Genomic DNA, 22,385 nt, shown 5'->3' on the forward strand with positions numbered 1-22,385 from the left:
TCAGACGGCCTCTGCAAAAGGGTTGGCGACCTTGTTATTATATCCGACTGTACGGGGCGTTGTTGATGGCGCAAAAAGGTTTGAGGCCGTCTGAAAGGTTTTCAGACGGCCTCTGCACCCGATACGCTCAGGTTTTAAGAATAATCAAACAAATCCGGCTGCTTATGTTCGCTGGTTACGCGCACGTCGGTTTCGCCGTCGGCAAAGGTAATGTGCAGTTTCTGGCCTTGCTTCAAAGCATGGGCGCTGCGGATGACTTGGCCGCGGCTGTTTTTAACCACGCTGAAGCCGCGTTCCAAAATGTGTTGCGGCGACACGGCTTCGAGCAGGGCGGCCTGTTTCTCAAGGCGTTGGCGGTACAGCGCGAACAAAGACAACCGGCTTTGCTGTAAGGCCGTCTGAAAACGCATTACGTCGCGTTTGGATGTTGAAATATCGGGGCGCAGATGGGCGAGGGTTTGCTGTTGGCGGGCGAGCTTCTGCACATTGAAGCGGTGGTTATTTTGCATGGAAAAGCGCAGCGACTGTTGCAAGGCGGCAAGTTGGTTGCGCTGTTCGTTTAACTTTTGCTGCGGGTGGCGGATTTGGCGGGCGAACCAATCGACGCGCTGGCTGGCATCGTAATAACGTTGCTCCAACACGGTTTTCAGACGGCCTTGTGCCTGTGCGAGCTTGTGCAGCGACTCCAAGCGGTTGGGGCTGACCAGTTCTGCCGCACCCGTGGGCGTGGGTGCGCGCACGTCGGCGACAAAATCCGCCAGCGTGAAATCGGTTTCATGCCCCACGCCGCTGACTACGGGAATTTCGCACGCCTCAATCGCCCGCACGACCGGCTCTTCGTTAAACGCCCACAAATCTTCGATGCTGCCCCCGCCGCGACACACGATTAACACGTCTGCTTCGGCACGCGCAGAGGCCGTCTGAATCGCTTGGGCGATCTGAAATTCGCTGCCCGCGCCTTGAACTGCGGTCGGGTACACAATCACGGGGATTTCCGGCGCACGGCGTTTCAACGTGCTGACCACGTCGCGCAAAGCCGCCGCGGCAAGGCTGGTTACGATACCGATGGTGCGCGGGTGGGCGGGCAGCGGTTTTTTGCGTTCCGCCGCAAACACGCCCTCGGCCTGCAATTGGGCTTTCAGTTTTTCGTAGGCTTCGTAAAGCTGCCCCAAACCTTTCAGGCGCACTTCGTTCACGGTAATTTGAAACTCGCCGCGCGCTTCGTAAATGCTGATTTTGCCGGTCAGCTCGATATGGTCGCCTTCTTTCAAAGGAGCGGCCAACTTCGCCGCCGTGCCTTTAAACATGGCGCAGCGCACTTGGGCGCGGCTGTCTTTGAGCGAAAAATAGTAATGCCCGCTGGCGGCGCGGGTGAGGTTGGACACTTCGCCCGCCACCCACAGCCCGAACAGGTTGTCTTCCAGCAGGCTTCTGGCTAGGGCGTTCAATTCGGAAACGGAAATGGCGGCAGGGGCGAAGAGTTCGGACATGGCGGTTTGGGCGGTATCAATGAGGTAGAATTTGGATATGACACATTATAAGTATGCGTTACAACAACTCAAGGCGGCAATCGCCGCCTTGAGTTGTTGTTAGCGTTGGTATACGACGGTAACTTTTGCCGAACCTAATGAGTTTGCTTTAGTTAGGAAACCGACTAAGGCCGGCATGGAGTCCGGCGCAACATTGGGCAGCTTGTCTATTTTTAAAGCGGTTAGGGTTATTTCATAACGGTGTTTTCTGCCTTTGGGCGGGCAGGCTCCGCCATAACCGGGATTGCCGAAATCGGTACGGGTTTGCAGTGCTCCGGCCGGCAGATTTTTGCCGTCGGCGGTAATGCCGGCCGGCAATTTGTTAACATTGGCAGGAATATTGGCGACTACCCAATGTACCCAACCCAAACCTGTCGGGGCATCTTTGTCGTAAATGGTAAGTACAAAGCTTTTAGTGCCTTTGGGAGCATTTTTCCAAGATAAGGCGGGGGAAAGGTTTTCGCCGGAACAGCCGAAACCGTAATCTTCGCTTAAGACTTGCTGCGAACCGAAACGGCCGTTTTTGATATCGTCTGCCTTCAGAGTGAACGCACCGGCGGCAAAGGCGGCAGATGAAGACAGGCTGATAATAACGGCGGCAAATAATTTTTTATACATATAGAGTGATTCCTTTAACATAGAAAGTGGCGATTAAAGAAGAAAGTAGCATGATATATCATGTTGCGCTAATCAATCGATGCATCATATTATGCATAATGATAATCATTGTATGTGGGACAAGGATATTATATCAGGCCTATTGCTAAAGCAACGAGGTTGGAAAAGCCTGCCTCGGCACTTTCTCCCGTTGTTTGAATGTTATCAAATAAATATGCTTCCATCTTGTTTTCTAGAAAGAGAAAGTATCTTAACTATTTGTTTTTATAGATATTCAATTGTAATCTCATCTTCGGAAGGTGTTTGTGCCCGAAGAGGGTTAGGTACGGTAAAATATTCGTAGTGCACATATTCCGAGAGGCCGTCTGAAATGCCCAAACTCCACCAAATCATCGAACGCCATTGGCAAACCCCCAATCCCGTGCTGGCTGTTTTGCTGAAGCCTTTGTCGTACCTGTTTCAGACGGCCTCCGCCATTCGTCGCGAACGTTATCGGACAGGCCGTCTGAAAAGCGAAAAGCTGCTGGTGCCGGTGGTGGTGGTAGGTAACATTCATGCGGGCGGGGCGGGTAAAACGCCGGTGGTTTCCGCGCTGGTGGCCGGATTGCAGGCGCGTGGGATCAGGGCGGGCATCATCAGCCGCGGTTACGGCCGCAAGAATGCGGCGGTGCATGTGCTGGATGAAAACAGCACGGCGGCGGATGCGGGCGACGAACCCCTGCTGCTGTATCGCCAAACCGGCGCGCCGACGGCGGTGGGCGGCAACCGTGCGCAGGCGGGCAGGGCGTTGCTGGCGGCGTTTCCCGATGTGCAGGTAATGGTGGCCGACGACGGCTTGCAGCATTATGCGTTGCAGCGCGATTTGGAAATTGTGGTCTTTCCGTTTGCCGATATGGGCCGACGCGATTTGGATTTACTGCCCAACGGCGGTTTGCGCGAGCCTTTTTCGCGGTTGCAGTCGGCGGATGCGGTGGTGGTGAGCGGCTGTAAAGGCGGTTTGGACAGAGCTTATTTCAGGCCGTCTGAAAACCTGTTTGCAAGCCGTGTGGAGGCGGGAGAGATTTACCGCCTGAACCGTCCGCATGAAAAACTCGATATCGGCGGTTTGGCGGGCAAAAAAGCGGCGGCGGTGGCGGGAATTGCCAAGCCGGAACGTTTTTTCGACACTTTGCGCGGCATGGGCATTGCGTTGTCGGAAACCCGTGCGCTGCCCGACCACGCCGATATTTCCGCCGCCGAGTTGCCCGCCGCCGATATTGTGCTGGTTACTGAAAAAGACGCGGTAAAACTTTCAGACGGCCTCGCGGAAAATGTGTGGGTGCTGCCTGTTTGTGCGATAATCGAACCTGATTTGGCGGCGTTTGTGGCAGGCCGTCTGAAAGACATCAGGGAGAAGTGATGAAGATGAAGAATAAATGGGTATTGGCCACCGCTTTGTGTTTGGCAGCAGGTTCGGTTTGGGCGGCAGAGGCAAGCAAGGCTTCGTTGGAAAAGCTGTTTGAAGTGCAGCAGTTCGATAAAATGCTCGACGAAATGAACAGGAGCGTTCCTTCATTTGCCAAAGAGCAACTGCAATCGCAAGATTGGTTTAAACAAATTCCGGCCGCCAAACGCGATGCGGTGGCCGCCAAAATCAACCGGTATGCCGAGCAGATGGTTAAACAGATGAATACGCCGCAAATGCGTGCCGAAATCCGCAAGGTCGGCATTGAGGGCGGGGCGAAAGTGTTTACCCAAGAAGAAGTGGATGCGTTGATTAAGTTTTACAGCTCGCCCGTCGGCAAATCGATCAATGCCAAAATGCCGCAATATTTGCAGGCGGTGATGGTGCCGATGAATAATCTGATGCAAAAGCAGCTCAATGATTACCAACAGCAAAACGCGCCGCGCTTGAAACGCGAAATCAACCGGTTGGTTTGCGGCAAAGATGAATGTAATTGAAAAGGTAAATAAATCGATGGAAAAGAAATTTTTAGATATTCTCGTCTGCCCGGTCAGCAAAGCACCGTTGGAATACAAACCCGAATTGCAGGAATTATGGTGCCGCCAAAGCAAGCTGGCTTATCCGATTAAAGACGGCATTCCTTACATGCTTGAAAACGAAGCCCGCCAACTCACTGAAGAAGAGCTGCACGCATGACGGAATTTATCGTTTTGATTCCCGCCCGTTTGTCGTCTTCGAGGCTGCCGCTCAAAGCGCTGGCCGACATCCACGGCAAGCCGATGGTGGTGCGTGTGGCCGAACAAGCCGCCAAGAGTGCGGCGGCGCGCGTGGTGGTGGCAACCGACCACGCCGATATTCAGACGGCCTGCAAAACCCACGGCGTGGAAGTGGTGATGACTTCGGATAAACACGAAAGCGGCACCACCCGTTTGGCCGAAGCCGCCGAAAAGCTGAACTTGCCTGCCGAAACCATCGTGGTAAACGTGCAGGGCGACGAGCCGCTGATCGACCCCGATCTGATTAACCAAACGGCCGAGGTGTTGGCGGAAAACGGCGCACCGATGGCCACTGCCGCGCATGAAATTAGTGATTTCGACGAATTCCTTAATCCCAATGTGGTTAAAGTGGTGCTGGCGAAAAACGGCAACGCCATCTATTTCAGCCGTGCGCCGATTGCTTATCCGCGCGATCTGATGCGCGAGGGCAGGCGCGAGGTATCGAAAGAAACCGTGCCGCTGCGACACATCGGTATTTATGCCTACCGTGCCGGTTTTCTGAAAGATTATGCCGCCATGAGTGCGTCGCCGCTGGAAAGCACCGAATCTTTGGAGCAACTGCGTGTGTTGTGGCACGGCCACCCGATTGCGGTAAGAATCACCGCCGAGGCTCCCGCCGCCGGTGTGGATACGCAGGAAGATTTGGATAGGGTAAGGGAAGTGTTTCCGCGATAGCTTTAATGATAATGAAAGGCCGTCTGAAAGATAGTTTCAGACGGCCTTTTCGGTTGGTTCGTCAATCTCTCACGTACACCACTTCGACATCGTAATCGTCGTCGTTCCAATCGTCGTCGTCTTCATCGTTGCCGATTTTTTCCTGCCATTCCGCTTCGTGGCTTAACGAGGAATCTAAGCCGGCTTCCAAGCGCAATACCGAAAGCAGGTGATACATATCTTGCGGAATCGGCGCTTCAAACGACACCGTTTCGCCGGTGGCGGGATGGACGAAGCTCAAACGGTAAGCATGCAGGGCTTGGCGCGCCAAACCTTTTACCGCTTCTTTGGCGGTGTCGGAACAAGAATGGCGCGGATTGCCGTAAACAGGATCACCGGCCAGAGGATGATTGGCTTCGCGCATGTGCACGCGGATTTGATGGGTGCGGCCGGTTTCGAGCGAGCATTCGATGTAGCTGTGGGCAAGATAACGCTCAAGCACTTTAACGTGGGTAACGGCGGGTTTGCCGCCAAATTTGACTACGGCCATTTTCAGGCGATTGTGCGGGTCGCGGCCGATTAAAGTATCGATTTTGCCGTCGAAAGGCACGATGCCGTTGGCTACGGCACGGTAGATGCGCTTTACCGTGCGCGCTTGAAGCTGCTGTACCAAAGCGTTTTGGGCGGGCAGGGTTTTGGCCACCACCATCAGGCCGCTGGTGTCTTTGTCCAACCGGTGCACGATGCCGGCACGCGGAATCTGGCTTAATTCGGGGCAATGCGCCAACAGGCCGTTGAGCAGCGTGCCCGTCCAGTTGCCGGCTGCCGGATGCACCACCAAGCCGGCGGGTTTGTTCAGCACGATGACCGTGTCGTCTTCGTAAATAATGTCCAAATCCATTGCTTCGGGTGTGAAAGCAATGTTTTCTTCGCTGGGGCGTACGGTTACATCGATGAATTCGCCGCCTATCATTTTGTCTTTCGGCTGGGCGGGTTTTCCGTTAACCTGCACGCTGCCTTCTTTAATCCACGAAGTCAGGCGGCTGCGGGAATAGTCGGGCAGAAGTTTGGCCAGCACCGCATCCAGTCTCGTACCCGCCAAATCAACCGGAACGGTTAAATTAACGCAACTTTCTACATCAGGGGCTGCCGAAAATTCCAAATCATCGTTATAATCGGCTTCATTTTCAAAGGAAGAGTTCTGCATGAAAAAAATTCTTTTAGTGGTTGCTTTAGGTTTTGCCCTGGGCAGCTGCGCCTCGACAGGCACAATCGACAAAGATGCTCAAATTACTCAAGACTGGGCGGTGGAAAAACTCTACGCCGAAGCCCAAGACGAGTTAAACAGCAACAATTATACGCGAGCCGTTAAGTTATACGAAATTTTGAAATCACGTTTCCCTAACGGACGCTACGCGCAACAGGCGCAATTGGATACCGCATACGCCTATTATAAAGACGACGAACCGGAAAAAGCGCTGGCAGCCATCGACCGCTTCCAACGCAACCATCCGCAGCATCCCAATATGGATTATGCTTTATACCTCAAAGGCTTGGTATTGTTTAACGAAGATAAGTCTTTCCTGAACAAACTGGCTTCGCAAGACTGGTCCGACCGCGACCCCAAAGCCAACCGTGAAGCGTATCAGGCTTTCTCGCAGTTGGTTTCCCAATACCCCAACAGTAAATATGTAGGCGATGCCACCGAGCGTATGGCCAAATTGGTTGATGCTTTGGGCGGCAATGAAATCGCCGTTGCCCGCTATTACATGAAACGCGGCGCTTATCTGGCAGCCGCCAACCGCGCGCAAAAAGTGGTGCAGCAATATCAAAACACCCGTTTTGTGGAAGAGTCGCTGGCCATCATGGAGCTGGCCTACCGCCGCATCAACCAACTCGGGTTGGCAGACGATGCCCGCCGCGTGTTGGAGAAAAACTTCCCCAACAGCCCGTATCTGCAAAAAGAATGGCGCGTGGACGGCATGCCGTGGTGGCGTTATTGGAAGTAAAAAGCATGAAATCGGTATCATTATGATAAAGGCCGTCTGAAACACCCGTTTCAGACGGCCTTTGCTTGTAAAAGCCAAACATGACCCCATGTGCGGTAAAAATATTCGAGAGAATTTTGCCATGAATTTAGCAGATCATTTTCTGGTGGCCATGCCTTCGATGGACGACCCGTTTTTCGAAGGCAGCGTGGTTTATTTATGCCAACACGACGAAGACGGCGCAATGGGCATTGTTATCAACAAACCCTCGCCGGTAACGATGGATTTGATTTTTGCTGCCGCCGATACCAATATCCCCGAGCGTTTCCAAAACGAATGGGTAATGATGGGCGGGCCGGTGCAGATAGACCGCGGTTACGTGGTGCACACGCCAGTGGGCGACTGGCAGAGCAGTTTGGTGGTAAACAACGACGTTGCATTAACCACTTCGCGCGATATTATTGAGAATTTGTCGCGGCCCGATGCGGTGGATAAAGCCGTTGTCAGCATCGGATATGCAAGTTGGGAAGCAGGCCAGCTTGAGCGCGAGCTGGCGGAAAATGCGTGGTTGACCGTGCCTGCCGACATGCATATTTTGTTTGATTTACCTTATGCCGAGCGGTACGAAGCCGCGTTTGCCAAAATCGGCATCAATCCCAACCTGATTATGAGCGGGTCGGGGCATGCTTAAAGCACCGCACGGCACAACGTTGGCGTTTGATTTCGGCGAGGCGCGCATCGGCGTGGCGGAAGGCGATGCCGAAGTAGGCACGGTGCACCCGCTTGCCACCGTTGCGGGAGAGGGTAATGATGTCAAATTTGCCGCGATTGCCAAATTGGTCGACGAATGGCAGCCGGTGCAGTTGGTGGTGGGGCTGCCTGTTCATGCCGACGGAACCGAGCACGAGCTTACCCGCTTGAGCCGTAAATTCGGCCGCCGTTTGCAGGGGCGGTTTCGGTTGCCGGTTTATTGGGTGGACGAACGGATGTCGTCGCTCTATGCCGAAAGCCTGCTGGCGGAAGCGCAAGTGTTCGGCCGCAAACAAAAACAAGTGTTAGACCAAGTGGCCGCCCAAGCTATTTTGCAGAGTTTTTTCGAAGGCGGTGCGGCCGAGTATTTTAACGGCGGGGAAACCGGTTGAAAATTAAACGAAGGCCGTCTGAAAACAAGGTTGCAGCTTTGCCGGAGCCTTGTTTTCAGACGGCCTTTTGCATGCAGTGATATTCACTTGGCACACCAGATTCCGTTTGGAGTCCGCCCTTGTTTCACGTTATAATTCTTTTTCAGACGGCCTGAAGCAACACAGGCCGTCTGAAAACGTATCTAACCTGAGCCAAAGCCTGCCTGAAACCCTAACCATGCACATATATTCAGCTTGTGTGCATCATTAGTGTTTTAGCGGCTGCGGCTCTTACCGAAAGGAACGAAATGTTCAACAAACACGTTAAATCTTTCCAATACGGCGAACACACCGTTACCCTCGAAACCGGCGAAATCGCCCGCCAAGCCGCGGCAGCCGTGAAAGTTTCTATGGGCGACACCGTGGTTTTGGTAGCCGTTACCGCCAATAAAGACGTTAAAGAAGGCCAAGACTTTTTCCCGCTGACGGTTGATTATCTCGAGCGCACTTATGCTGCGGGTAAAATCCCCGGCGGTTTCTTCAAACGCGAAGGCAAGCAAAGCGAAAAAGAAATCCTTACCAGCCGCTTAATCGACCGCCCCATCCGCCCGCTGTTCCCCGAAGGTTTCTACCACGACATCCAAATCGTAGCGATGGTGGTTTCCGTTGATCCCGAAATCGACTCCGATATCCCTGCCATGATCGGTGCTTCTGCCGCGCTGGTGTTGAGCGGCGTGCCGTTTGCCGGCCCGATCGGTGCTGCGCGCGTGGGTTATGTGAATAACGTTTATGTGCTGAACCCGACCAAAGTGCAACTGGCGAAATCGCAAATGGATTTGGTGGTTGCCGGTACGCAAAAAGCCGTGCTGATGGTGGAATCCGAAGCGCAAGAGCTGCCCGAGCACGTGATGTTGGGCGCGGTGGTTTACGGCCACGAGCAAATGCAGGCCGTAATTAATGCCATCAACGAATTTGCCGACGAAGTCAACCCCGAAGTATGGGATTGGAAACCTGCCGAAACCGACAGCGCATTGGTGGAAAAAATCCGTGCAATCGCCGGCGAGACCATCGGCGAAGCGTTCAAAATCCGCCAAAAACAAGCCCGTTCCGCCAAGCTCGACGAAGCATGGAATGCGGTTAAAGATGCGTTGATTACCGAAGAAACCGACACGCTTACCGCCAACCAAATCAAAGGCATTTTCAAACAACTGGAAGCCGATGTTGTGCGCGGCCAGATTTTGGACGGCCAACCGCGTATCGACGGCCGCGACACCCGCACCGTGCGCCCGATCAACATCCAAACCGGCGTATTGCCGCGCACCCACGGTTCCGCCTTGTTTACCCGCGGCGAAACCCAAGCCTTGGCAGTGGCCACTTTGGGCACTCAGCGCGACGAGCAAATCATTGATGCCTTGAGCGGCGAATACACCGACCGCTTCATGCTGCACTACAACTTCCCACCATACTCTACCGGTGAAGTGGGCCGTATGGGTGCGCCGAAACGCCGCGAAATCGGCCACGGCCGTTTGGCCAAACGCGCGCTGGTTGCTGTGTTGCCTTCTCCGGAAGAATTCAGCTACACCATGCGCGTGGTTTCCGAAATTACCGAGTCTAACGGTTCGTCTTCGATGGCCTCCGTGTGCGGCGGCTGTTTGAGCCTGCTGTCTGCCGGTGTGCCGTTGAAAGCGCATGTTGCCGGTATCGCCATGGGCTTGATTTTGGAAAACAATAAATTCGCCGTGTTGACCGACATTTTGGGTGACGAAGACCACTTGGGCGATATGGACTTCAAAGTGGCCGGTACCACCGAAGGTGTTACCGCGCTGCAAATGGACATTAAGATTCAAGGTATTACCAAAGAAATCATGCAGATTGCTTTGGAACAGGCCAAAGAAGCGCGTATGCACATTCTGGCGCAAATGAAAGAAGCGGTTGACGGCCCGCAAGAGCTATCCCAACATGCTCCGCGTCTGTTTACCATGAAGATCAACCAAGACAAAATCCGCGATGTGATCGGCAAAGGCGGCGAAACCATCCGCGCGATTACTGCGGAAACCGGTACCGAAATCAACATTGCCGACGACGGTACGATTACCATTGCCGCCACCACTCAAGAAGCGGGCGATGCGGCGAAAAAACGCATCGAAGAAATCACCGCCGAAGTGGAAGTGGGCAAAGTGTACGACGGCACCGTGTTGAAACTGTTGGATAACAACGTCGGCGCCATCGTTTCCGTGATTCCGGGTAAAGACGGTTTGGTACACATCAGCCAAATCGCCCACGAGCGCGTGAAAAACGTGAGCGACTACCTACAAGTCGGCCAAAACGTGAAAGTGAAAGCATTAGAAGTGGACGACCGCGGCCGTGTGCGCCTGTCGATGAAAGCTTTGATCGAAGCGCCCGAACGCGAGCCGCGCCAAGAGCAACAGGCTGACGGCGAGTCGTAATCCGGTCTGCACAAGAGGCCGTCTGAAAAAGATTTCAGACGGCCTTATTCCGTTTATTACCGATGCCGTCTGAAAAAACGATGGACGGAAAAATAAGGAAAAATCATGTATACAGAATCCGTATTGGCAGTATTGAAAATGCTGCAAAACCACATCTGCGCCGCCTTGGAAGCAGAAGACGGCGAAGCCCGTTTTGTTGCCGACCAATGGCAAAGCAAACTCGGCATCGGCGAGAGCCGAGTTTTGAAAAACGGTGCCGTGTTCGAGCAGGCGGGAGTTAATTTTTCGCATGTGAAAGGCGATGCCATGCCCGCATCCGCCACCGCATACCGCCCCGAGCTGGCCGGCGCGCAGTTTGAAGCGATGGGCGTATCGTTGGTTATCCATCCGAAAAATCCTTATGTGCCCACCAGCCATGCCAATGTGCGCTTTTTTATTGCCTACCCCGAAGGCAAAGAGCCGGTGTGGTGGTTCGGTGGAGGTTTCGATTTAACGCCGTTTTATCCGTTTGAAGAAGATATTTTGCACTGGCACCAAACCGCCGCCGCCGTGTGCACGCCTTTCGGTGCCGATGTTTATCCGCACTACAAACAATGGTGCGACGAGTATTTCTACCTCAAACACCGCGGCGAAACGCGCGGTGTGGGCGGGCTGTTTTTCGACGACTTGAACCGTTGGGATTTCGATACTTGCCTGAATTTCATCCGCGCCGTCGGCGAAGGTTATGTCGAAGCCTACCGCCCCATCGTCGCCCGCAGAAAAGCCACGGCATACGGCGAGCGCGAACGCCAATTCCAGCTCTACCGCCGCGGCCGTTATGTGGAATTTAATTTGGTGTGGGACAGAGGCACACTGTTCGGCCTGCAAAGCGGCGGGCGCACCGAAAGCATTTTGATGTCGATGCCGCCGCTGGTGCGGTTCGAATACGCTCACGAGCCTGAAGCAGGCACGCCCGAAGCGCGCTTGAACGAATTTCTGAAACCGCGCGATTGGTTGGAGAAATTGGCTTAAGCTGCTCGGAATCATGAAAGAGGCCGTCTGAAAAAAGATTTCAGACGGCCTCTTGCCTAGCGGTTGTTTTAAAATTGCAAATTGAAGTTAAACACAAAATTTCTGCCCATCTGCGGTACATAAGGCAGGTAAGAATTATGAATATATACTTTTTCGTTCAACAGGTTGTTACCGTTTAATGATACGGTATATTTCGATTTTCCGAGTTTGTTACGATAGCTGATGCCTGCGTTGACCAGATGATAACCTTTGGTAGCATCTTCTAAAATCGGCACCGGCACAAGTTTGCTGCTTTTTATTTCTCCGGTTTCCTCTTCTTCTTCAGTCAGGTTTCTTTCTTTGGTAAACAAAGATGTCGACGTTTTATTTTGAGCGAACACACGGGTGTATTCTAGTGATCCTGACCAACGTTCATTGAATTCACTGTTGAGGCGGAACCCGAGACGGGCGGGCGGCACGCGTGCTGCGTTGCGGTCGGGCTGATGCACGGTTTCTATGCCGATTAAATCGTAGCAGGTATCGATGTCGCCGGAAGCATCGGTACAGTCGTATCCCGGCCCGTAGATTTTATCTCCGTAAATATTAGGCAGGTTAACCAGTTTGCCGCGAACATAATCGCCGAATACCGTGGCTTTGTGTCCGGGCAGGAAACGGTATCCGGCTTCGCCTTCTATACCGTAGAAACGGGCTTTGGTTTGGTTGTAGCGGCGGATAAACAGGTTACCGCTTCTGTGCAGACTCTCGTTGTGAATGTAATTGTGGAAACGGTTATGATAGGCGCTGATTTTGTAGTCCCATTTTTCCGATTGATGGATCAGGCCGATTTCAAAATTGTTTGAACTTTCTTTTTTCAAATTTTTATTGCCATGCTCGAAAGAGTTGGTTGCAAGGTGCTTGCCGTGATAGTAAAGCTCCATCGGTGTAGGCAGTCTTTCGTTGTGCGAAGCGCTCAAAGAGAGGCGGTAATTGGGGTGAAAGTCCCATAATGCAGTGCCCGAATATGAAAAAGCTTTTTGTTTATAGGCCGAAAGGTCGGGACGTTCGATTTTTTTAAATTCGTTTTCATGATTGGCGATGTAGCGGTTCAGTGCGTCGTGGTCGTAATGAATCGGAATACGTTGTTTTTCCCAACGCGCACCGGCTTCAAAGATAAAATCTTTCAAGCGGTATTGCTCTACCGCAAACAGGCTGAATTGCTTGTTGGTGTTGGGTGCCAATACATGCCGGTCTTTAAAAAAACGCTCATGGTACTGTTCAACACGGCTTTTTTGTGTTTGATATTGGATGCCGAATACACCTTTCAGGTTACCAATGGGGGTATGATAGGTTTCCAAACGGGTGTTGAAACCTTTGTTGCTAAAGCTGGCGTCAGGTTTACCTTTTCTTTCCATAGCTTTTTTTCTTTTCAGCTTTCTAGCAGAGTCGCCGTAGTCTTTATCATCATAAAACTTGCCGTCATTGAGCTCATCGTGGAAATAATCGGCGTAAGCTATGCTTGCTTTGAATTTGTCTATGCCGGGAAACGGTTTGCGCCATTCCCCCCGCAGATCATAACGTTTTGAGCGCATTTCTATTTGCGGCCCCGGGCCGCTATGATCATGTTTGTGCCCATAAACATTGTTATGGTTGTGGGGTTCGTTTGCATCGTAGGGCGTACCGCAATGAAAATGGAGTTTTTTTACCATATGCTCGTCGCCCATCAAATGCGGATATACATTCAAATAATCATAATGTTTGAAATCATTCCCCTGTATATCGAATATATGTGCGCTACATGGATCAAACATATGGTTATGCCCCGGTATGCCGTATTCATCTTTGCGATGGCTGTATGATGCTCCGATATAGCCTTTGCTGCCTATCCATGATGCGCCTATCGTGCCGACATGGGATTTATTGTTGGAATCCGGCAGGTAATACAGTTTCTCGCCTAAATTGATGCCGGGCACTTTATAGTTTTCCGATTTCCGTGCCAAACCTTCGGCACGGATGGCGATGTGGTCGCCCACGCCCAATGTAGCGCCTACGGTAGACGCTTTTTCTTGGCTTGCGGTATCGAAACGCACCACTGCTTCGCCTTCATAGCCTTTTACCGGCACTCGGTCGGGAATGCGGTTGTCGACAATGTTGACTACGCCCGCCGGCGATGCGGAGGCATACATCAATGTGGGTGTGCCGCGCACCAGTTCCACTTGTTTGGCAAGCAGCGTGTCGGCTGCAACGGCATGGTCGGGAGATAGGGCGGACATATCGACCACGTCTGATCCGTTTTGTAGAATTTTTACCCGCACACCTTCTTGGCCGCGGATAACCGGCGCACTGGCTCCGCCGCCGAACGGGTTGCTGTGTACGCCCAATTCACCTGCCAGTGCGTTTCCCAATGTGGCGGAACGGGTTTTGAATTTTTCACCGTTGATGACTACATCGCTCGCTTTGCGCCCTTGCGCAAAAGGCAGGGATTGGTTCGCAATGCGTTTGGCTTTCACGTTAACTTCAGGCAGTGTTTCATTATTTTCAACTACTTCAGCCCATGCTCCGCTGCCTACTGCCAACAACGATAACATGATTATTTTTTTTGCAAACATTGTTAAATTAACCTCTTTTAGTGTTGTTATAATATAACGTTTGCATTCTAAGTTAATTTAAGTTAAGAAGTCAACGGCAAGATGTGAGTAATATCAATTTCACATATAAAAAATTTAACTTGATATTAAAAGAGAGGCCGTCTGAAAAAGTTTTCAGACGGCCTCTGTGTCGATGTAAAATGTAAATGCCGTTATTTTTTTTCTTTCAAATCCACCAATCGGGTGCCAGCCAAATAATCGTATAAAAACTGGCGGTCGGGGTTTAACAGCGCAAATCCCCACGGCAATATCCACCAAATCAATGCCGCGCCGAACGCGGGTTTGGGCGGGATGCCGAGCAAGTGGCGCAGAGCGGCGTAAGCCAGCATAGGCACAAAAACGATAAATACGCATGCCCACATAAAACGCAGGCGCAGTTGCGACAGCGGCGGGCGTGCGCGGTGAAAATTGGTCAGGCCGATTTTCCAGACGCGCATCGGCAGCGTTTGCCCTTGTTTGTGCCAGTTTGCTTTGAAATAGAGCCACCATGCACCGAGCAGCAACAATGTGGCGGCAAGGCTGGCAAGAACCGGAGAAACGGCGTTCAACAACATGGCCGCAGCACCGGCGGCTAACGCGGCAACGGCGGTAACGGCACCGATGAGCAGGGCTTCGTAGAGCAGGGCGGCGAAACGGCGTTTGAGCGGGGCGGTAGGAAAATCAGACATGATGGCTTCGTGCTAATAAACTGCGCGGATATTAGCAGAAACCGCGCTGCTTGTGGGCAGCTTTGGCGCACTGGTAGAAACAAACGTTTCGCGACATATCAGTGAAAAACAGAAGCCTTTCAGACGGCCTTTTGCCTGAACGGAGCCGTTGCCGCTTGCTGTGCAAACATACGATAATAGCTTGAGTTTTTGCGTTAAGGCCGTCTTAAAAATATCCTGAAACAGAGAGAGAAATATGAATAAATCGTTTGATGTCGCCATTATCGGTGCGGGCCCTTCGGGTTCGGTTGCCGCAGCGTTGCTGATTAAAAAGGGATTCAGCGTATGCGTGTTGGAAAAACAGCATTTTCCGCGTTTCGTGATCGGCGAAAGCCTGCTGCCGCACTGTATGGAAATGCTTGAGGAAGCGGGATTTTCAGATGCCGTGAAAGCCGAACCGTCGTTTCAGTTTAAAAACGGGGCGGCTTTCACTTGGGGCAACCGCTATACTTATTTCGACTTTACCGACAAGTTTTCAGACGGCCCCGGCACCACTTTTCAAGTGCGCCGCGCCGTGTTCGACAAAATCCTGATTGACGAAGCCGCCAAGCAAGGTGCGGAGGTGCGTTTTGGCCACGGCGTTACCGCGTTCGACAACAGCGGCGATGCGGCGGTTTTGAGCGTGGCAACCGATAAAGGCGAACAATATGAATTGCGGGCGCGGTTTGTGTTGGATGCCAGCGGCTACGGGCGGGTGCTGCCGCGCCTGCTCGACTTGGAAACCCCTTCCGATCTACCGCTGCGCATCGCCCATTTCACCCATATCGACGACAATATCGACAACTCTAAATTCGACCGTAATAAAATCCTGATTACCACCCACCCCGAACACCGCGACGTATGGCTGTGGACGATTCCTTTCGGCGACAACCGCTGTTCCATCGGCGTGGTCGGCCTGCCCGAAACGTTGGCCGGCGATGCGGAAACCGTGTTGAAAAAATTTGCCCTCGAATGCCCGATGCTGGCCGAAATTTTGGATAAAGCCGTGTGGGAAAACGAATTTCCGTTCCGTAGTATCCAAGGCTATTCCGCCAATGTGAAAACTTTATACGGCAAGCATTTTGCCTTGTTGGGCAATGCCTCCGAGTTTCTTGACCCCGTGTTTTCATCGGGTGTAACCATCGCCATGCATTCATCGAAGCTGGCGGCCGATTTGCTCGGAAAGCAGCTTAAAGGCAAAGCCGCCGATTGGCAGACCGAATTTGCCGAACCGCTGATGCTGGGTGTGAACACTTTCCGTACTTATGTTACCGGCTGGTATAACGGCCGCTTCCAAGATGTGATTTATGCCGAAAACTGCAATTCCGACATCAGCCGCATGCTGTCGTCGATTTTGGCGGGTTACGCGTGGGATACCGAAAACCCTTATGTGGCGAAGTCCGAACGCCGCTTGAATGCTTTGGCCGAATTGGTGGGCGAAGCAAAACAGCATTAACGGGATATCAAACCGTGCAGGCCGTCTGAAATTTTCAGACGGCCTGCTTGTATGACTATCCGTGAGAACCGCCGTGCCGTGGAACGGTTCGGTTGCTTCACTATATAATGGTAGCCATGAAACAGATTACTTCAGCTCACAACGAACAACTCAAGCACCTTTCCAAGCTGCTTTCCCAGGCCAAAGCACGGCGTGAATACGGCCAAACCGTGCTGGAAGGCGTGCATCTTTTGCAAACCTGTTTGCAGGCGGGATTGCCCGTGCAACAGGTTTACGTGCCTGAATCCAAAATTCGTCAAACCGAAATCGGCGAATTATTGGCACGGTTGCCCGAGAGTGTCGTTACCGTAGTAAGCCACGCCGCCCTGTCGAAAATCACCAGTCTTACCGAAGCCGAAGACGTGATGGCTCTGATTAAGGTTCCCGAACCGCCGGCGCTGCCGAAGCAGGGCGATTGCGTGGTGTTGGAGCGTGTGCAAGACCCCGGCAATGTCGGCACGATTATCCGCAGTGCCGCCGCTTCGGGCGTGAAACAGTTGGTTTTAAGCCCGGACTGTGCCGACGTGTGGTCGCCTAAAGTATTGCGTTCCGGTATGGGCGCACATTTTCTGCTTAATATTTTTTCCCGTGTTGATTTGCAGCAATGGTGTGCGGATTACTCCGGCAAAATCTGGGCGACGGCTTTGTCGGAACGCAATAACCACAGCCTCTACGGGATGGATTTGCGGGAACCTGCGGCATGGATATTCGGAAACGAAGGCAGCGGCATCAGCGGGGCATTGCTTGAAAAAGCGGGCGGTTGCGTGAAAATTCCAATGGCCGGGCAAACCGAATCGCTGAATGTGGCGATGGCGGCAACGGTGTGTTTGTTCGAGCAAATGCGCCAGCGGCTTCAAATAAAGTCCGTTTAACCCAAAATCATTGTTTTCAGACGGCCTTATATTAGAATTTCCGAAAAATATCGAATATAAGGAACAACCATGCAATTGCGACCGTTTGATGAAGCCTCTCTGCAAAGGCTATCCGAGTTGCTCGATGCCAAAGCGGAAACCGCCAATACCATGCGCTGTGACGAAGTGCAGGCATATATGATGGCGCTGCTTTCCGGCCCCGATGATTTGAATACATCCGAATGGCTGCCGGAAGTTGTCGGGGATGAAAGCCTGTTCAGCCAAGAAGAGTGCGACGAAATCGAATCACTGGTGATGAGCATGGTATTAGACATGCGCATGAAGTTTCAGGAAAAAATGCTGCCCGATTTATGGCTGTATGAAGATGCGGCGGAGCATCCCGATTTCCATACTTGGTGTAATGCCTATCTTTACGCGCTTGATGTTGTGCCTACCGATTGGTTTGAAACCATCGACGACGAAGAATTTGAAGATTTGTTTTACCCGATTATGGCGTTGGGCGGTATTTACGACGAAGACGAAAACGGCGAAATGGTGCTGCATCTCACCAATCGGGAGCTGACCCAGCTCGAATCCGAACTGCCACATGTGCTGTTAGATATTTATTACTATTGGCAGAGTGTGATTAACAAACCAAAAACTGTGCACCGCGAAAGTGAAAAAATAGGCCGAAACGACCCGTGCCCGTGCGGGAGCGGCAAGAAGTATAAGACTTGCTGCGGCAAAAGCGTCTGAGTTTTCCTACTGATTGCAGCGGATTGCTTTGAAAAACTTTATAAGGCCGTCTGAAATGTTTGGTTTCAGACGGCCTTATTCCGATTACTCGGCGCGATGATATAAAAAACTCAGCCGTCGATGATTAACCCAATACTTCCTGAACTTTCAAAATATCGTCTAAAGTAACATCGGACTTGATGCCCTCGAAGGTTATCGAATTCTGATAAGTTTGGCCGTCTTTCACGCCGCGGAAAGATAAAACATGCTCTTCCTGATCCCATTCCAGAAAGTGCTGTTTTTTATCCAGCAGTTCGGTAAACACCAATTTGTCTTGGTCGAAATCGAAGTTGACGACGGTATCGTGGCCGCTGTCGCTGTTGGTTACGAACACATAGCTGTCTTTGCCTGCGCCGCCGAATAAATAATCGTCGCCGGCTCCGCCGATTAAGATGTCGTTACCCGCTTCGCCGAGCAGGGTGTCGTTACCGCCGTTGCTGCTGCGGTCAAGCAGTTGCGCCCAGTTTTCTTCGATGAAGTGGCGCACGGCATGGTTGCTTGTGCTGCCGAGATGTTCGCCGACGTAGTTTTGCAAGGCATGGAAGGCATCGCTGCCGTCTTCGGCTTTGAAATCCAGCCCTGCGGTGCTGATGTTGTCGCCGAACAAAATATCGTTGCCGTTGTTGCCTTCGAGGGTGTCGTGCGTTGCTTTGACGGTGTAGGTGATTTTTTCGCCGTTGATATCCAATTCGGCGCTGTTGCGCATATCGCCGATTAAAACGTCTTTACCCATATTGCCTTGCAGCTCGGCGTTTTTGCCGCGGGCGTTGTCGCCTGCTTCCAATCGGTATTCGTAGGGATTGCCAGCGGTATCGTTAACGCGGATGGACAGCACGGAATCATCGTTATCCGGCTCGCGGGGGAAAGAGCGGCGGATACCGGGGGCAAGTTGGGTGGTGGAATGGTAGGTGATGTCGGGAACGCGTCCGGTAAAGTCGGCAAACGGAGTGAACGTGTATCGGTCGTTTTCAATTTTAATGGTACCTACGTTGTCGATATCAATCGATTCGCCGACTTTGGCATGTTTCCCGTCGACGGAAAAAGAGGTGATGCGCGGTGAGGCGGCGCGAGAATCGGGATGCAGGTTGTCGAACAGTGAACCGCTGATTTCTTTGCCCTTCGCCGTCCAAACATTTTCGTCGCCATCAATCATCACCACGCCGCCGGGCTTGCGGCCGATGCTGATGTGGAACAGCTCCGAGGCGAGATTGCCATCGGCATCGGTAGAAGCGACGTTGATAACGTGGTTGCCGGGCGAGAGGTTGTCGAGTTTGTAGGAAAAATTGCCGTTTTCATCAATTAAATGAGTAATGTTTTTCATGGCGTGGCTTGGTTTTTCATAACCTTCGCTGATAAGAACCAATTTGCTGCCGGCCTCCACTTTGCCTTTGATTTCCAGATTGTTGGAATAGCTGTGCCATGCGTTTTCGTTGTCTTTGATGACGCCGCTGTCGGAAACAATGTCGATTTCCTGTTCGTTGCCGTCCAAGTAGCCGGTCATCTGGGTAGTGGTAACGTTGCCTTGTTTGTCGAACGCTTTTAATTCGACCCGGATATCGCCGCTGGTGGAGGACGGAATGCCCAACTCTGCTGTAAACGTGCCGTCTTGATTGATGGGGATGGCGCTTTTTTGGAAGTGTTGTTCGATGATTTGATTGTTTATGTCTTTTGCGGGGCTGTAAACATGGATTTCGATTTTGTCGGTTTCTTCGGCAACTTGGCCGGTAAACTTAAGCAGCCCGTTGTTTGAATCGAATTCGTTGTTATCGGTGTCGCGGCTTTCGGCGCCGTTGATGCCTAACCATTGTTTTGTACTCATCGTCATTCTCCATTGTGTGAATAAATATTCGTCAGCATATCAATAAGGTATATGTGTTAAAGAGTACGTGCGGCGGTAAAAGTTCTATGGTTTGCCAGCTTAATGGAATTTGCGGTTGAGCAAGATAGAGGCCGTCTGAAATGTTTGGTTTCAGACGGCCTTTTGGTTTCAAATACTGCTTGTTTGCTGCTGTTGGATAAAGAAAGCCGACATTCATGTAAGTTTTAATAGGAATGAACGTCTATTTCGCAAGGTCTATTTAAATATGTAGATTTTTTTTAACAGATGATTAGGTGATAAAAATGGAAAAATTGATTCAAGCATTCCGAAAATCGGATTTTGATATTTTCGCCCTGCGTGCAGGTGTATTTGTGGTTTTTTTAACTTTCGGCATTTTCAAATGGATGCAGTTTGAAGTGGATATTTTAGAAGGCATGCTGAAGAACACTTGGATGGCTTTCCTTTATCCGTTGTTAGGTGCCCATGGTGCCAGCTATCTTCTCGGTGTTGTAGAAGGTGTGGCTTATATTTCATTGTTTTTGGGCTTTTTCAAACCGCGTTTGAGCATTACGGGAGATGTTTTGGTTATCGTTACCGGTTTGGTTACACTGAGTTTGCTGCCGCAGATTGGCTTTAATAGCTTTGTTTTCAAAGATGTTATGTTGATGGGTATCGGCTTGGTGTTGTTGAAACATGATTTGGGCAAACCGGCATGATCTTTCTTTTAAACCAATTTAGGAAAATTACCGCTTTACCGAACAGGATTATTTAATTTGTTTGGCGAGGGAAGAGATTCCTAAACGGCGGAGCCGGCAAATTGATTCGCTTCCGCACATAGAGATTAATGTTGATATTTGAGGCCGTCTGAAAAAAGTTTTCAGACGGCCTCAAATATTTAAAACAAAGCGCAGCTTATAAAGCAGCAACAATACGGTTTCTCAGCCAGCGGGCGGCAGGAGCGATTTCGCCGGACAGCATGCCGATTTCACCGATTTCCGAATCCCACAATACATCAGCAGCCGCACCATGCAGCCATACGCCGCCACATACCGCTTGCTCCGTGTCGATGCCTTGAGCCAGCAGGCTGCCGATGATGCCGCTTAAGACATCGCCACTGCCTGCGGTAGCCAAACCTGCATTGCCGCTGTGGTTGGCGTAGAGATTGCCGTTGGGGTTGCATACCAGCGTTTGACGGCCTTTCAGTACGGTATAGGCGTTGAAATTGCTGCTGATGCGGCGTGCGGCGGCAGGGCGGTCGGCTTGCACTTCGGCGGTAGAGATATCGAGCATACGGGCAGCTTCGGCAGGGTGGGGCGTGAGCACTAAAGTGCGGCGTTGTTTCGCTTTTTCTGCTGATTCGGGATGGCGGGCCAATAAGGTAAGCGCGTCGGCATCAAGCAGCAGAGGGGTTTCGGTATGAGCGGTTAAGCCGGTGTGCAGAGTAGCAAGTGCATTTGTGTCCAGACCCAAACCGCAACCGATTACCCATGCATTGACATCATCGCGTTGCTGCAATATCGGCGCGGTGGCAAGCATAATTTCAGGGCGTTCGGGAATAACCGGCAAAGGTAGGGCAGGTTGATTGAAGCCTGCCCACACTTTACCGCAGCCGGTATAAATGGCCGCCGTCGCCGCCAGAATAACCGCACCGCTCATACCCGATGATCCGCCGATAATGCCCAGCGTACCGTGCGTACCCTTATGGCTGTTTTTGTCGCGGGGGCTGAATACTTGCGGAAACCGTAAGGCCGTCTGAAACTGTGTGTCGAAATCCAAAGTTTGATAAGCAGCGGAAAACATAATGATTCCAGAATACAAATTGGTTACAATAACCGGACACAAACCATCATAAATGAAAGTAATATATGAAGCAAAAATTAAAAGTATGGGATTTACCCACACGTATATTTCACTGGACGCTGGTTCTGGCAATTGCCTTTATGTGGTATAGCGCAGAAACAGGCGGAAACATGTTGCTGTGGCATTTGCGCGTAGGGCTGCTGATTCTTGGCTTGGCCGTTTTCCGAGTGTGTTGGGGGCTTTGGGGGAGCGACACCTCACGGTTTGCCGGCTTTGTCCGCGGCCCTGCACAAATTAAACGCTATATCCGCGGCGAAATTACCGAAAACGAACAACCCGGACACAACCCTCTGGGTGCCCTGATGGTGCTGGCTTTGCTCGGAGCAGTGCTGTTTCAGGTAACAACCGGTTTGTTCTCGCCCGACGAAAACACGTTCGACAACAACGGCTATCTGAACGCTTTAATCAGCGAAGATACCGGCAGCGCAATACGCAAAATCCATATCACTTTTTTCAATATATTATTGGGCTTGGCCGCAGTACACGTTGCCACGATTTTGCTGTACCGCTTTGTGAAGAAACACAACCTTATCACCCCGATGATTACCGGTTATAAATACCTCGAAGGCAAACTGCCCGTGCTGAAATTTGCCGGAGCCGGTAAATTTATCGCCGCCGTTGCGGTGGCTGCGGCAGTAGTGTGGGTGGTGTTGGGGTTATCTTAACA

21 protein-coding genes are annotated in these 22,385 nt (G+C 51.7%); 14 read left to right on the forward strand and 7 right to left on the reverse strand.

Annotated features, from left to right (window positions below; all coding sequences use genetic code 11):
* Nucleotides 1-134: 134 nt before the first annotated feature.
* Both xseA and Q0X97_RS01815 read right to left on the reverse strand, forming a co-directional pair.
* Nucleotides 135-1,490, reverse strand: a complete 1,356-nt coding sequence (gene xseA, locus Q0X97_RS01810; protein WP_302067131.1) for an exodeoxyribonuclease VII large subunit — start codon at nt 1,488-1,490, stop codon at nt 135-137.
* 99 nt (nt 1,491-1,589) lie between these two features.
* Entirely contained in the window at nt 1,590-2,147 is a 558-nt protein-coding gene (locus tag Q0X97_RS01815) for a YbhB/YbcL family Raf kinase inhibitor-like protein (protein ID WP_302067130.1), read from the reverse strand.
* 370 nt (nt 2,148-2,517) lie between these two features.
* Here Q0X97_RS01815 and lpxK point away from each other — a divergent pair, with 370 nt between their 5' ends.
* From lpxK to kdsB, 4 genes are read left to right on the forward strand one after another with little or no spacing between them, the layout of a single operon-like run.
* Nucleotides 2,518-3,546 (forward strand): tetraacyldisaccharide 4'-kinase, encoded by a 1,029-nt coding sequence (gene lpxK, locus Q0X97_RS01820; RefSeq protein ID WP_302067129.1) that lies wholly within the window; start codon nt 2,518-2,520, stop codon nt 3,544-3,546.
* Complete coding sequence (locus tag Q0X97_RS01825) at nt 3,546-4,088, forward strand: DUF2059 domain-containing protein (protein WP_302067127.1); 543 nt, start codon at nt 3,546-3,548, stop codon at nt 4,086-4,088. The genes lpxK and Q0X97_RS01825 overlap by 1 nt, the downstream gene beginning before the upstream one ends.
* Before the next feature lie 16 nt (nt 4,089-4,104).
* Complete coding sequence (locus Q0X97_RS01830) at nt 4,105-4,287, forward strand: Trm112 family protein (RefSeq protein WP_302067126.1); 183 nt, start codon at nt 4,105-4,107, stop codon at nt 4,285-4,287.
* Nucleotides 4,284-5,042 carry a 3-deoxy-manno-octulosonate cytidylyltransferase gene (gene kdsB, locus Q0X97_RS01835; RefSeq protein ID WP_302067125.1) on the forward strand — a complete coding sequence of 253 codons (759 nt, stop codon included), beginning with the start codon at nt 4,284-4,286 and terminating at the stop codon, nt 5,040-5,042. Before Q0X97_RS01830 ends, kdsB begins: the two co-directional genes overlap by 4 nt.
* 61 nt (nt 5,043-5,103) lie before the next feature.
* Here kdsB and rluD read toward each other — a convergent pair whose 3' ends face one another.
* Entirely contained in the window at nt 5,104-6,228 is a 1,125-nt protein-coding gene (gene rluD / locus Q0X97_RS01840) for a 23S rRNA pseudouridine(1911/1915/1917) synthase RluD (RefSeq protein WP_302067124.1), read from the reverse strand.
* Between rluD and Q0X97_RS01845 the strand changes: the two genes are divergently transcribed.
* The 5 genes from Q0X97_RS01845 to hemF all read left to right on the forward strand — a co-directional run bounded on the left by Q0X97_RS01845 (nt 6,227) and on the right by hemF (nt 11,588).
* Nucleotides 6,227-7,030, forward strand: a complete 804-nt coding sequence (locus tag Q0X97_RS01845) for an outer membrane protein assembly factor BamD (RefSeq protein WP_302067659.1) — start codon at nt 6,227-6,229, stop codon at nt 7,028-7,030. The two genes, rluD and Q0X97_RS01845, sit on opposite strands and share 2 nt — an antisense overlap.
* Before the next feature lie 121 nt (nt 7,031-7,151).
* Nucleotides 7,152-7,700, forward strand: a complete 549-nt coding sequence (locus Q0X97_RS01850; RefSeq protein ID WP_302067122.1) for a YqgE/AlgH family protein — start codon at nt 7,152-7,154, stop codon at nt 7,698-7,700.
* Nucleotides 7,693-8,151 carry a Holliday junction resolvase RuvX gene (gene ruvX, locus Q0X97_RS01855; protein WP_302067121.1) on the forward strand — a complete coding sequence of 153 codons (459 nt, stop codon included), beginning with the start codon at nt 7,693-7,695 and terminating at the stop codon, nt 8,149-8,151. Before Q0X97_RS01850 ends, ruvX begins: the two co-directional genes overlap by 8 nt.
* A gap of 287 nt (nt 8,152-8,438) precedes the next feature.
* Nucleotides 8,439-10,577, forward strand: a complete 2,139-nt coding sequence (gene pnp, locus Q0X97_RS01860; RefSeq protein WP_302067120.1) for a polyribonucleotide nucleotidyltransferase — start codon at nt 8,439-8,441, stop codon at nt 10,575-10,577.
* Nucleotides 10,578-10,682: 105 nt separating this feature from the next.
* A complete protein-coding gene (gene hemF / locus Q0X97_RS01865) occupies nt 10,683-11,588 on the forward strand; it encodes an oxygen-dependent coproporphyrinogen oxidase (RefSeq protein ID WP_302067119.1) in 906 nt (301 codons plus the stop codon).
* A gap of 68 nt (nt 11,589-11,656) precedes the next feature.
* Here hemF and Q0X97_RS01870 read toward each other — a convergent pair whose 3' ends face one another.
* Together Q0X97_RS01870 and Q0X97_RS01875 are read right to left on the reverse strand one after the other, a co-directional pair.
* Entirely contained in the window at nt 11,657-14,152 is a 2,496-nt protein-coding gene (locus Q0X97_RS01870) for a TonB-dependent receptor (RefSeq protein ID WP_302067118.1), read from the reverse strand.
* 212 nt (nt 14,153-14,364) lie between these two features.
* Nucleotides 14,365-14,880, reverse strand: coding sequence for an RDD family protein (locus Q0X97_RS01875; RefSeq protein WP_302067117.1), 516 nt, complete (start codon nt 14,878-14,880; stop codon nt 14,365-14,367).
* Nucleotides 14,881-15,115: 235 nt separating this feature from the next.
* On the opposite strand from Q0X97_RS01875, the gene Q0X97_RS01880 reads away from it, so the two are divergent.
* From Q0X97_RS01880 to Q0X97_RS01890, 3 genes are all read left to right on the forward strand, one after another.
* Nucleotides 15,116-16,354, forward strand: a complete 1,239-nt coding sequence (locus Q0X97_RS01880; RefSeq protein WP_302067116.1) for an NAD(P)/FAD-dependent oxidoreductase — start codon at nt 15,116-15,118, stop codon at nt 16,352-16,354.
* A 116-nt stretch (nt 16,355-16,470) separates the two neighbouring features.
* On the forward strand, nt 16,471-17,265 hold the full coding sequence (locus Q0X97_RS01885) for an RNA methyltransferase (protein ID WP_302067115.1): 795 nt from the start codon (nt 16,471-16,473) through the stop codon (nt 17,263-17,265).
* 69 nt (nt 17,266-17,334) lie between these two features.
* The gene (locus tag Q0X97_RS01890; protein ID WP_302067114.1) at nt 17,335-18,000 is read left to right on the forward strand and encodes a YecA family protein; all 666 of its coding nucleotides are present in this window, start codon (nt 17,335-17,337) and stop codon (nt 17,998-18,000) included.
* A gap of 124 nt (nt 18,001-18,124) precedes the next feature.
* Here Q0X97_RS01890 and Q0X97_RS01895 read toward each other — a convergent pair whose 3' ends face one another.
* Nucleotides 18,125-19,858 (reverse strand): hypothetical protein, encoded by a 1,734-nt coding sequence (locus tag Q0X97_RS01895; RefSeq protein ID WP_302067113.1) that lies wholly within the window; start codon nt 19,856-19,858, stop codon nt 18,125-18,127.
* Nucleotides 19,859-20,160: 302 nt separating this feature from the next.
* On the opposite strand from Q0X97_RS01895, the gene Q0X97_RS01900 reads away from it, so the two are divergent.
* Nucleotides 20,161-20,574 carry a DUF417 family protein gene (locus Q0X97_RS01900; RefSeq protein WP_302067112.1) on the forward strand — a complete coding sequence of 138 codons (414 nt, stop codon included), beginning with the start codon at nt 20,161-20,163 and terminating at the stop codon, nt 20,572-20,574.
* Nucleotides 20,575-20,770: 196 nt separating this feature from the next.
* Here the strand turns inward: Q0X97_RS01900 and Q0X97_RS01905 are convergent, their stop codons facing one another.
* Nucleotides 20,771-21,658 carry an NAD(P)H-hydrate dehydratase gene (locus Q0X97_RS01905; RefSeq protein WP_302067111.1) on the reverse strand — a complete coding sequence of 296 codons (888 nt, stop codon included), beginning with the start codon at nt 21,656-21,658 and terminating at the stop codon, nt 20,771-20,773.
* A 65-nt stretch (nt 21,659-21,723) separates the two neighbouring features.
* On the opposite strand from Q0X97_RS01905, the gene Q0X97_RS01910 reads away from it, so the two are divergent.
* The gene (locus tag Q0X97_RS01910) at nt 21,724-22,383 is read left to right on the forward strand and encodes a cytochrome b/b6 domain-containing protein (RefSeq protein ID WP_302067110.1); all 660 of its coding nucleotides are present in this window, start codon (nt 21,724-21,726) and stop codon (nt 22,381-22,383) included.
* Nucleotides 22,384-22,385 lie beyond the last annotated feature (2 nt).

The sequence above is a fragment of the Neisseria sp. MVDL19-042950 genome (assembly GCF_030504625.1).
In the GTDB taxonomy this organism is placed as follows: Bacteria; Pseudomonadota; Gammaproteobacteria; order Burkholderiales; family Neisseriaceae; genus Neisseria.